This window comes from Klebsiella sp. HMSC25G12, assembly GCF_001807705.1.
Lineage (GTDB): Bacteria > Pseudomonadota > Gammaproteobacteria > Enterobacterales > Enterobacteriaceae > Klebsiella > Klebsiella variicola.
In genome coordinates, this window is record NZ_KV789910.1 from 20,812 (window position 1) to 31,986 (window position 11,175).

Below are 11,175 nucleotides of genomic sequence, written 5' to 3' on the forward strand. Positions count from 1 at the left end.
CAATGATGATACTTAACCGCATAAAGCTGGCGGTGGACCGCACCATCGCCGCATTCTCTGTCGTCGTAATGATTGCGCTGGTTTTCTGCGTCGTCTGGCAGGTGTTCAGCCGCTACGTGCTCAACCAGCCTAGCACCCTGACCGATGAACTGGCGCGTTTCTTAATGATCTGGGTCGGGCTACTGGGTGCGGCCTATACCGTCGGCGCCCAGCGTCATCTGGCGATCGATTTACTTACGCTGATGCTCTCTTCCCGCAAGCAGGCACTGCTCAGCGTCATTATCAATCTGCTTATCTTTCTGTTTGCTGGCTCAGTGATTGTTACCGGCGGCGTAAAACTGATTGAAAAAACGCTGTCGACCGCCCAGGTCTCAGCCGCAATGCAGATCCCGATGGGCTATGTGTATCTGATCCTGCCGCTCACCGGCATCATGATGATGTTTTACGCGTTGTGTTTTATCAGCAACGGTCTAAAAAACATGAAACATTCAGAAGCAGGAGCAAATTAATGGATAGCTATATTGCACTGACGCTGTTTGGCTCGTTCTTTATTCTGGTCTTTATTGGCGTACCTATCTCTTTTTCCATCGGTCTTGCTACCGTCGGCTCAATGCTGCTGATGTTTCCCTGGGATATCGCGGTGATTACCGTTGCTCAGCGCCTGGCGAACGGACTCGATAACTTCGCGCTGCTGGCTATCCCCTTCTTTATCTTTGCCGGTACCCTGATGAACAGCGGGGGAATTGCTATACGCCTCATCAATCTGGCGCAGGTGATGGTTGGGCGGGTACCCGGATCGTTGGGACACGTCAACGTGCTGGCCAATATGATGTTCGGCTCGATCTCCGGTTCGGCGGTCGCTGCCGCCGCTGCGGTAGGGGGGACGCTCAATCCCATTCAGACGCAGAAAGGCTACGATCCGGCATTCTCCACGGCGGTAAACGTTTCATCCTGCATCACGGGCCTGCTCATTCCGCCATCAAACGTGCTGATCGTCTTTTCTCTGACGGCCGGCGGCGTCTCGGTCGCCTCGCTGTTTATGGCCGGTTATTTGCCGGGCATTCTGATGGGTCTGTCCATCATGCTGGTCTGCGCTGGTATCGCTAAACACCGCGGATATCCGGTTTCCGAGCGCCCGACCTGCGCCCAGGCGGCAAAGGCTTTTTTCGACGCCCTGCCCAGCCTGCTGCTGGTCATTATTGTCATGGGCGGGATCCTCGGCGGTATTTTCACCGCCACTGAAGCTTCCGCCATCGCCGTGGTCTACACCTTTATCCTCTCAGTGCTGATTTATCGGGAAGTCAAATGGCGCGACCTGCCAAAGCTGATCCTTGAATCGGTGGTGATGACGTCTATCGTCCTTCTGCTGATCGGTTTTTCCGTCGGCATGTCGTGGGCAATGACCAATGCCGATATTCCCTACATGATAAGCGATGCGCTCATGGGGTTTTCTGAAAATCCGCTGGTGATCCTGCTACTGATTAACATCGTGCTGTTAATCGTCGGTATCTTTATGGATATGACCCCAGCAGTACTGATTTTTACGCCAATATTTCTCCCCATCGCTGAGGATTTAGGCATGAACCCGGTCCATTTTGGCATCATGATGGTCGCCAATCTGTGCATCGGCCTGCTGACCCCGCCGGTAGGCAGCGCGCTGTTTGTCGGCTGCTCCATTTCAGGGGTTAAAATTCAGCAGCTCATCAAACCGCTGCTGCCGTTCTACGCCGCCCTGCTGATCGCGCTGATGATGATTGTTTATATCCCGCAGATCTCACTGTTTATTCCACAGCTGCTGGGGCTGATGTGATCGACTGAGCCTAACCGCTACCTGCAGGCGCAGGTAGCGAAATCAACTTACTTTAACGAGCCAACCAGCGATTTCCTGCTATCCTCCAGCGAGACCACCCGGCTGCAGACGTCCTTACCAAACTGCTGGAAATCGGCCTCCTGGTTTTTCCATTCATCCTGAATGGCCGTTTGCAGGCCGCCGAGGCTGCCGAGAATGCCCTGCAGCGGGTTGCCGCCGCCTTTGAGCACTGCTTTCGCGCCCATCTCGTTAATACTGTCCTGCAGAATGCCGCCCATCGCCTGATTCACCAGCTGCTGACCATCGGCACGTACCTGGTCGATAGCTTTATAGTGGAAGGTCAGGCCATCGCTGCGGCGCTCAATGATGCGGTTCATCTGTTCTTTCAGCTGCGCATCCAGCTTGGTCAGGCGACCATGCATGCTGCTGTTGGCGCCAACCTGTTCGGTAATGATTTTATCCAGCGCCTTGCGGCCTTTTTCGACTCGCGAGCGCGCGCCTTCGTCAATCCACGGCAGGCTGCTGCGCAGACTGGCCTGATAGTCCTGCGCCTGCTCGCGCTGGGCAGCGCTCAGAGTATAGGTTTTACCGTTAAAGGTCAGGTTGCCGTCCGGTTTTATCACCAGATTGCCGTTTTCCCCTTTCACCTGCACCTGCTGTGGGCTGAGGATCACATCGTCACGCGGCGTGACGCTACACTGGTAGTCCGCATGGGCAGACAAAGCGGTGACGGAGAGCGCCACCGCCAGCAGCGTTTTACGCATCATAAAACTCCCTTAAGACAAAACGGGCCGGCAGTTGCCGACCCTTGTCAAACTTAGTCCCACCAGACGTCAAAAAGTTCGCTGGTGCGCACATCCTCTAACTTACGCGCTTCCAGCCATTGGCGTACGATGGCCTGATGCTCTTCAGTGCACTTACCGATCTCCTGCATGCAGATGAGCCCTTCCCAGGAGAGATAGCCGCTGCCGTCGAAGGCCAGCTTGTTCGGCTCAATCACCTCTTCGATCAGATCGTTGACCGTCTGGTCGATCTGCTCTTCGGTGGTCCCTTCCGGGAAACGCCAGGCGACGGAGAAGCCTAACTCCTGAAACTCGTCGATATGCATTTTTTTACGCAGACGACGGCTACGATTCTTGGCCATTATTTCACCCTCTCGAACATTAAGTCCCATACGCCGTGGCCGAGACGATGGCCACGCTGTTCAAATTTGGTTACCGGGCGCGATTCCGGGCGCGGTACGTAATCGTTGCTTGCCGACTGGTTACGATAGCCTTCCAGCGAGGACATCACTTCCAGCATATGCACGGCATAGGCTTCCCAGTCGGTCGCCATATGGAAGACGCCGCCGAGTTTCAGTTTGCTTTTGACCAGCTCAGCGAAAGGCGGCTGCACGATACGACGTTTATTATGACGCGCTTTATGCCACGGGTCAGGGAAAAACAGCTGCACCATATTCAGTGAGTTATCCGGGATCATGGTATGCAGCACTTCCACCGCATCGTGACACATCACGCGCAGATTTTGCACACCTTCTTCTTCAGCAGAAGCCAGACAGGCGCCAACGCCCGGGGAGTGCACTTCAATGCCGAGGAAATTCTGTTCCGGTTTGGCTTTCGCCATCGCCACCAGCGAAGCCCCCATGCCGAAACCAATTTCTAGTGTGACCGGCGCGTCGCGGCCAAACAGGGCAGCGAAATCGAGTGGCGCATCGTTGAATTCAACGCCCATCACCGGCCAAATGTTATCCAGCGCATGCTGCTGCCCTTTCGTCAGGCGCCCCTGGCGACGGACGAAGCTACGAATACGGCGCAGCGGGCGACCGTTTTCATCGAATTCCGGAGAAATGACGTCGTTTTTCATAAAAGTTAAGTCTGCTAGTGAAAGTGTTCGGAAAACGGGCATTATCCAAAGTTACCCGGCGGATGCAAGGGTTTACAGCCACTCGCCCTTGTGCTGCAATCTGCCACCCTGTAATCGCGATCCCGGAGCCATAGCTTTGACTTTTCTCGCCGCGCAATTTTCAGCCCAGGTCCTGGACTGGTACGACAAATACGGGCGTAAAACCCTGCCCTGGCAAATCGCCAAGACGCCCTACAAAGTATGGCTCTCCGAAGTGATGTTGCAACAAACCCAGGTGACCACGGTAATCCCGTATTTTGAACGCTTTATGGCGCGTTTTCCAACGGTGGTTGATTTAGCCAACGCGCCGCTGGATGAGGTGCTGCATCTGTGGACCGGCCTTGGCTACTACGCGCGGGCGCGCAATTTACATAAAGCCGCTCAGCAGGTGGCGACACAGCATGGCGGCATCTTCCCGCAATCCTTTGAGGAAGTGGCCGCGCTGCCCGGCGTCGGGCGTTCAACGGCAGGGGCGATTTTGTCGCTTTCGCTCGGTCAGCATTATCCGATTCTCGACGGCAACGTGAAGCGCGTGCTCGCCCGCTGCTATGCTGTCAGCGGCTGGCCGGGAAAAAAAGAGGTCGAAAAACGGCTGTGGGATATCAGCGAAGAGGTGACCCCGGCGCAAGGGGTAGAACGCTTCAACCAGGCGATGATGGATCTCGGGGCGATGGTTTGCACCCGCTCGAAGCCGAAGTGCGAGCTGTGCCCGTTGAGCAATGGCTGCGTGGCCTACGCGAATCATTCATGGGCGGAATATCCGGGTAAAAAACCGAAGCAGACCATCCCGGAACGCACCGGCTATTTCCTGCTGATGCAGCACGGCGACGAGGTGTTTCTCTCCCAGCGTCCGCCGGTGGGTTTGTGGGGCGGACTATTCTGTTTTCCGCAGTTTGCAGACGAAGCGGAGCTGCGCGAGTGGCTGGCGCAGCGTCAGATAAAGGCCGATAATCTGACGCAATTAACCGCCTTTCGCCACACTTTCAGCCATTTCCACCTGGATATTGTGCCGATGTGGCTTACAGTGCACTCATCTGGCGCATGCATGGATGAAGGCAACGCACTCTGGTATAACTTAGCGCAGCCGCCGTCGGTCGGACTGGCGGCCCCCGTGGAGCGCTTGTTGCAACAGTTAAAAGCCGGAACGCCGGTATAAATTTTTCGGCTATCAAAGAGGAGTGATTATGAGCAGAACCATTTTTTGTACTTTCCTGCAGCGTGAAGCGGACGGCCAGGATTTCCAGCTCTATCCGGGCGAACTCGGGAAGCGCATTTACAACGAAATCTCCAAAGAAGCCTGGGCGCAGTGGCAGCACAAGCAGACCATGCTGATCAACGAGAAAAAACTCAGCATGATGAACCCGGAGCACCGCAAGCTGCTGGAGCAGGAGATGGTGCAGTTCCTGTTTGAAGGGAAAGACGTGCATATCGAAGGCTACACGCCGCCGGAAAAACAGTAAGGGCCCTGCGGCCTTTTAAAAACAAACACAACACGCACGCCCGGAATGATGAAAAAATACTTAGCGCTCGCGCTGATTGCGCCGTTGCTCGTTTCGTGTTCCAGCTCCAATAAAAAAGGCACCGAATACAACGAGGCCTGGGTCAAGGACACGAACGGATTCGATATCCTGATGGGCCAGTTTGCCCATAACATCGAGAACATTTGGGGGTATAACGAAGTCCTGCTCGCCGGGCCGAAGGACTACGTTAAATATACCGATCAATATCAAACCCGCAGCCACATCAACTTTGATGCCGGGACGATCACCGTCGAGACCATCGCGGGCACCGATCCGCGCGGACGACTGCGCCAGGCGATCATCAAAACGCTGCTGATGGGCGATGACCCCAACTCCATTGACCTCTATTCCGACGTCGATGATATTCAGATCTCCAAAGAGCCGTTCCTCTATGGTCAGGTGGTGGATAACACCGGCGCGTCGATTCGCTGGGAGTGGCGCGCCGCGCGCTACGCCGATTATTTGCTGCAAACCCGCCTCAAGAGCCGCAACAATGGCCTGCGCGTGATCTACAGCATCACCATCAACCTGGTACCAAACCACCTCGACAAACGTGCGCATAAATACCTCGGCATGGTGCGCCAGGCCTCGCGTAAATACGGCGTTGATGAGTCGCTGATCCTTGCGATTATGCAAACAGAATCATCGTTTAACCCCTATGCGGTGAGCCACGCGGATGCCATGGGGCTGATGCAGGTCGTCCAGCACAGCGCGGGGAAAGACGTCTTCCGTTCGCAGGGCAAATCCGGCCTGCCGAGCCGCAGCTATCTGTTTGACCCGGCGAATAACATCGATACCGGCACCGCTTATCTGGCGATGCTGAACAATGTTTATCTCGCCGGCATCGATAACCCCACCTCGCGTCGCTACGCGGTGATCACCGCCTATAACGGCGGCGCCGGCAGCGTACTGCGCGTGTTCTCCAGCGATAAAGTCCAGGCGGCGAACATCATTAACAGCATGGCGCCAGGCGACGTCTACCAGACGCTCACCACCCGCCATCCGTCGGCCGAATCGCGCCGGTATCTGTATAAAGTTAACACTGCGCAGAAAAGCTATCGCCGCAAATAACCCCCCTCTCTTACAGGCCCGGACATCGCACTGGGCCTCTCTTTTTTATAGGACATACTTCGTAATATCTTTTCGATTTTCTGCGGCAGTTAACAGAAGCTTCTCACCCCTGAATGATAGAATCGCATCAAAATAACGGCGGTTATGTTATTTAATAAACATAACAAGCCCACATTCGTGAGGATAAATACATGAATCTTAAGCTGCAGCTAAAAATACTGTCGTTCCTGCAGTTCTGCCTTTGGGGGAGCTGGCTGACCACGCTCGGCTCGTACATGTTTGTCACGCTGAAGTTTGACGGCGCGGCAATCGGCGCAGTGTATAGCTCGCTCGGCATCGCCGCCGTCCTGATGCCAACGCTGCTCGGCATCGTCGCCGATAAATGGATCAGCGCCAAATGGGTATACGCCATCTGCCACCTGGTCGGCGCGTTAACGCTGTATCTGGCGGCGCAGGTCACCACGCCGGGCGAGATGTTCCTTGTGATCCTCCTCAACTCGCTGGCCTATATGCCGACGCTGGGGCTGATTAACACCATCTCTTACTATCGCCTGCAGTCGGCGGGGCTGGATATCGTCACCGATTTCCCGCCAATTCGTATCTGGGGCACCATCGGCTTTATCCTCGCCATGTGGGGCGTCAGCTTCTCGGGCTTCGAACTGAGCCATATGCAGTTGTACATTGGCGCGACGCTGTCGGTCTTGCTGGCGCTGTTCACCCTGACGCTGCCGCCTATTCCGGTCGCCAACGCCCAGCGCAATCAAAGCTGGACGGAGATGCTGGGGCTTAACGCCTTTGCGCTGTTTAAAAACAAGCGCATGGCTATCTTCTTTATCTTCTCGATGATGCTCGGTGCCGAACTGCAAATCACCAATATGTTCGGCAACACCTTCCTGCATAGCTTCGATAAAGATCCGCTGTTTGCCGGCAGCTTTATCGTCGAGCACGCGTCAGTGCTGATGTCGATTTCGCAGATCTCCGAAACGCTGTTTATCCTGACCATCCCGTTCTTCCTTAGCCGCTACGGCATTAAGAACGTGATGCTGATTAGTATCGTGGCGTGGATGCTGCGCTTCGGCCTGTTCGCCTTTGGCGACCCGACACCGTTCGGCACTGTACTACTGGTGCTGTCGATGATCGTCTACGGCTGCGCCTTCGACTTCTTCAACATCTCCGGTTCGGTGTTCGTTGAGAAAGAGGTTCGTCCGGAAATCCGCGCCAGCGCCCAGGGGATGTTCCTGATGATGACCAACGGCTTCGGCTGTATTCTTGGCGGGATGGTGAGCGGCAAAGTGGTTGAGCACTTTACCGTCGAGGGGATCACTGACTGGCAAAGCGTGTGGCTGATTTTCGCCGGTTATTCGCTGGTGCTGGCCTTTGCCTTCGTGGCGCTGTTCAAATACAAACACGTCAGACAACCGACCGCCGCGCAGCAGAGCGCGTGATCGTCAAAAGCAAAACGCCCCGCCTGTTCAGCGGGGCGTTTTTTATCCCTTCAGCACGTAGCCATACAGCCGCTTAATGCCATCCGGATCCGTCTCGCTGTAAACCCCCTGCAGCTCCGGTGAGAAGCCCGGCAGCATATTGACCCCCTCCTCCAGCGCGAGGAAATAGCGCAGTACTGCCCCGCCCCAGATCTCGCCGGGCACCACGCATAATACCCCCGGCGGATAGGGCAGCGCCCCTTCAGCCGCGACGCGGCCTTCCGCTTCGCTCAGACGCACCAGCTCCACGTTGCCGCGGATAAATTCGCGGTTAGCATCCTGCGGATTCATCACCACGCGCGGGAAGCTCCGTTTACGGAACATCTCCTTTTGCAGGCTCTTCACATCAAAGCTGACGTACAGATCGTGCATCTCCTGGCACAGCTCGCGGAGTGTGTAATCGCGATAGCGCACCGGATATTTGTTGTAGATGGTCGGCAGCACGTCAGCCAGCGGCGTATCCGACTCAATATGCTGTTCGAACTGCCCCAGCATCGCCACCAGCTGCGCCATTTTTTCGGCGCTCTCCGCCGGCGTCAGCAGGAACAGAATCGAGTTGAGATCGCACTTCTCCGGCACGATGCCGTTTTCACGCAGATAATGCGCCAGAATGGTTGCCGGGATGCCAAACTCACTGTACTCCCCACTTTCAGCGTCAATGCCCGGGGTGGTCAGCAACAGCTTGCATGGGTCGACAAAATACTGGTCGTCCGCATAGCCCTCAAAACCATGCCAGCGCGCGTCGGGTTCGAAGCTGAAGAAGCGACGCTCCCGGGCGATCGCCTCGGTCGGGTGATCCTGCCATGGACGCCCCGCCACCACTGGCGGAATAAAGGGCTGGATCATCTTGCAGTTAGCGATGATCGCTTTCCGCGCCTCAATGCCCAGCGCCACACACTCGGCCCACAGGCGGCGGCCGCTCTCACCTTCATGAATTTTGGCGTTGACGTCCAGCGCGGCAAACAGCGGATAGAACGGGCTGGTGGAGGCATGCAGCATAAAGGCGTTATTCAGCCGCTTGTGCGGACAGAAACGCGCCTGGCCGCGCAGATGGTTATCCTTTTTATGGATCTGCGACGTCTGTGAGAAGCCGGCCTGCTGCTTGTGCACGGACTGGGTGACAAAAATACCCGGATCGTCCGGGGTCAGCTCCAGCAGCAGCGGCGAGCAGTCGGCCATCATCGGGATAAACTGCTCATAGCCCACCCACGCCGAGTCGAACAGGATGTAATCGCAGAGGTGGCCTATTTTATCCACCACCTGGCGGGCGTTATAGACCGTGCCGTCGTAGGTCCCCAGCTGGATCACCGCCAGACGAAACGGGCGGGAGGCATTGGCTTTCTCAGGCGCCGCTTCGCGGATGAGATCCCGCAGGTAATGCTCATCAAAGCAGCGCTCGTCAATGCCGCCGATAAAACCGAACGGATTGCGCGCGGCTTCAAGATAGACCGGCGTCGCCCCCGCCTGAATCAGCGCCCCGTGATGGTTTGACTTGTGGTTGTTACGATCGAACAGCACCAGATCGCCGCGGGTCAACAGCGCATTGGTCACGACTTTGTTGGCCGCCGAGGTGCCGTTGAGGACGAAGTAGGTTTTATCCGCATTGAACACTTTCGCAGCGAACTTCTGCGCGTGCTTGGCCGACCCTTCGTGGATCAGCAGATCGCCTAATTTCACATCGGCGTTGCACATGTCGGCGCGAAAGACATTTTCGCCAAAAAAGTCATAGAACTGACGGCCTGCAGGGTGCTTTTTGAAAAACGCCCCGTGCTGATGCCCCGGACAGGCAAAAGTGCTGTTATCCATCTCAACGTACTGGGTCAGAGTATTGAAAAACGGCGGCAGCAGACGCGCTTCGTAATCACAGGCCGCCGCCTCCAGCTCCAGCCACTCCTGATCTTTACCGGCGATCACCGCCTGCACCCCCTCTGGCCTCTCGACCGCCGTCTCACTCAGCAGGTAGACCGGCAGATTAAATCCGCTGCGTCTGAGGAGAGCAAGGATGCCGCTGCGACTGTCCGCCGCGGTGATGACGACTGCCGCCACATCGGTAAAATCGGTACTGTCCAGCGCCACAACGCGACGGTGGGTGGACAAGCGGGTGACCAGCTCGCAGCTGGCGGCAATGTGCATGGATTTCATAAGCGCAAATGCCCGTATCGGGAGTGTAAAAATCTCAGACAAGGAAACCTTGCCCAACGATGTGTCCGGGTCTGACGGATTTCAGCTCCGACCGCCGGACATCAGTAAAAGCAGACGCGTCCGATCTTACTGTTGCCCTACAGTGAGCATACGTGTCCTTCACCGCATGGTGAACAGAGGAGTAAGCGTAGCAAGATGAGGCAGCCCGCGCATCTGTGCGCGACGTCGCTGGCGAGATAATGGCAGTGTCGTCATCGGCGGCCTCATATCAGGGAGGAGAAAATTCGCGCAATCATGGCACCTTTCCCGAACAGGCGCAAGATGAAAACCGTATGCACTTATATCACGGATACACAAGCTTTCACGGCGGGTTAACGTCATAATAATGCGGTTATCAGGGATATTTAACAGGAGTCAGCGTGGTTACAGGACCTTTTATTAACGCCAGCGCGGTGCTGGTCGGCGGTGTGCTGGGTGCCTTGCTCAGTCAACGGTTGCCGGAACGGATCCGCACATCAATGACCTCAATTTTTGGCCTGGCGTCATTAGGCATCGGCATTTTACTGGTCATTAAGTGCGCCAATCTGCCAGTGATGGTGCTGTCGACCCTGGTGGGGACGCTGCTCGGCGAAATATGCAATATGGAAAAAGGCATCAATACGCTGGTCAGTAAACTCCAGCAGTTGATGTCAGCGAAAGGCAAGAAAAAGGCTTCGGCTCATGAGTCTTATATTCAGAGCTATGTGGCGATTATCGTCCTGTTCTGCGCCAGCGGCACCGGCGTCTTCGGCGCCATGCGCGAAGGGATGACTGGCGACGCCAGCATTCTGATTGCTAAAGCGTTTCTCGACTTTTTCACTGCCACCATTTTCGCCTGCACCCTGGGCATTGCCGTCGCCGCCATCAGCGTGCCGATGCTGCTCATCCAGCTGACTCTTGCGGCCTGCGCGGCGATCATTATGCCGCTTACTACCCCGATGATGCTGGCGGATTTCAGCGCCGTCGGCGGTATGCTGCTGGTGGCCACCGGGCTGCGCATCTGCGGGATAAAAATGTTTGCCGTGGTGAATATGCTGCCTGCGCTGGTGCTGGCGATGCCAATTTCAGCGGCCTGGACGCTGTTTTTTGCCTGAAGACGCGTGCTTTTAGCGCAATGTGGTGATAGATTGTTCAGTCTGCTGCAAAACAGATAAATTTCGTTGACGAGGCGCGGCGATTACGGTTTAATGCGCCCCGTTGCCCGGAT

The 11,175-nt window shown here is 56.0% G+C and carries 11 protein-coding genes; 7 read left to right on the top strand and 4 right to left on the bottom strand.

Features of this window, described 5'->3' with window-relative positions; translation table 11 throughout:
- Nucleotides 1-5 precede the first annotated feature (5 nt).
- A complete protein-coding gene (locus tag HMPREF3096_RS20995) occupies nt 6-509 on the top strand; it encodes a TRAP transporter small permease (protein ID WP_032731249.1) in 504 nt (167 codons plus the stop codon).
- Nucleotides 509-1,810, top strand: coding sequence for a TRAP transporter large permease (locus HMPREF3096_RS21000; RefSeq protein WP_022064843.1), 1,302 nt, complete (start codon nt 509-511; stop codon nt 1,808-1,810). Before HMPREF3096_RS20995 ends, HMPREF3096_RS21000 begins: the two co-directional genes overlap by 1 nt.
- A gap of 47 nt (nt 1,811-1,857) precedes the next feature.
- Here the strand turns inward: HMPREF3096_RS21000 and HMPREF3096_RS21005 are convergent, their stop codons facing one another.
- Genes HMPREF3096_RS21005 through trmB form a run of 3 tightly spaced genes read right to left on the bottom strand, consistent with a single transcriptional unit; the run spans nt 1,858 to nt 3,673 of the window.
- Complete coding sequence (locus HMPREF3096_RS21005; protein ID WP_008806471.1) at nt 1,858-2,577, bottom strand: YggN family protein; 720 nt, start codon at nt 2,575-2,577, stop codon at nt 1,858-1,860.
- 50 nt (nt 2,578-2,627) lie between these two features.
- A complete protein-coding gene (locus HMPREF3096_RS21010; RefSeq protein WP_012967224.1) occupies nt 2,628-2,954 on the bottom strand; it encodes a YggL family protein in 327 nt (108 codons plus the stop codon).
- On the bottom strand, nt 2,954-3,673 hold the full coding sequence (gene trmB, locus HMPREF3096_RS21015; RefSeq protein WP_002916627.1) for a tRNA (guanosine(46)-N7)-methyltransferase TrmB: 720 nt from the start codon (nt 3,671-3,673) through the stop codon (nt 2,954-2,956). The genes HMPREF3096_RS21010 and trmB overlap by 1 nt, the downstream gene beginning before the upstream one ends.
- 136 nt (nt 3,674-3,809) lie before the next feature.
- Between trmB and mutY the strand changes: the two genes are divergently transcribed.
- From mutY to HMPREF3096_RS21035, 4 genes are all read left to right on the top strand, one after another.
- Complete coding sequence (gene mutY / locus HMPREF3096_RS21020) at nt 3,810-4,868, top strand: A/G-specific adenine glycosylase (RefSeq protein WP_008806473.1); 1,059 nt, start codon at nt 3,810-3,812, stop codon at nt 4,866-4,868.
- 28 nt (nt 4,869-4,896) lie between these two features.
- A complete protein-coding gene (locus HMPREF3096_RS21025) occupies nt 4,897-5,172 on the top strand; it encodes an oxidative damage protection protein (RefSeq protein ID WP_004105744.1) in 276 nt (91 codons plus the stop codon).
- A 48-nt stretch (nt 5,173-5,220) separates the two neighbouring features.
- Nucleotides 5,221-6,303: a membrane-bound lytic murein transglycosylase MltC gene (mltC, locus tag HMPREF3096_RS21030; RefSeq protein WP_012540557.1), complete on the top strand. Its 1,083-nt coding sequence runs from the start codon at nt 5,221-5,223 to the stop codon at nt 6,301-6,303.
- A gap of 191 nt (nt 6,304-6,494) precedes the next feature.
- Nucleotides 6,495-7,748, top strand: coding sequence for a nucleoside permease (locus tag HMPREF3096_RS21035; protein ID WP_032731250.1), 1,254 nt, complete (start codon nt 6,495-6,497; stop codon nt 7,746-7,748).
- 42 nt (nt 7,749-7,790) lie between these two features.
- Here HMPREF3096_RS21035 and HMPREF3096_RS21040 read toward each other — a convergent pair whose 3' ends face one another.
- A complete protein-coding gene (locus HMPREF3096_RS21040; RefSeq protein ID WP_008806477.1) occupies nt 7,791-9,929 on the bottom strand; it encodes an ornithine decarboxylase in 2,139 nt (712 codons plus the stop codon).
- A 419-nt stretch (nt 9,930-10,348) separates the two neighbouring features.
- Here HMPREF3096_RS21040 and HMPREF3096_RS21045 point away from each other — a divergent pair, with 419 nt between their 5' ends.
- Nucleotides 10,349-11,062, top strand: coding sequence for a DUF554 domain-containing protein (locus tag HMPREF3096_RS21045; RefSeq protein WP_008806478.1), 714 nt, complete (start codon nt 10,349-10,351; stop codon nt 11,060-11,062).
- Nucleotides 11,063-11,175: the final 113 nt, after the last annotated feature.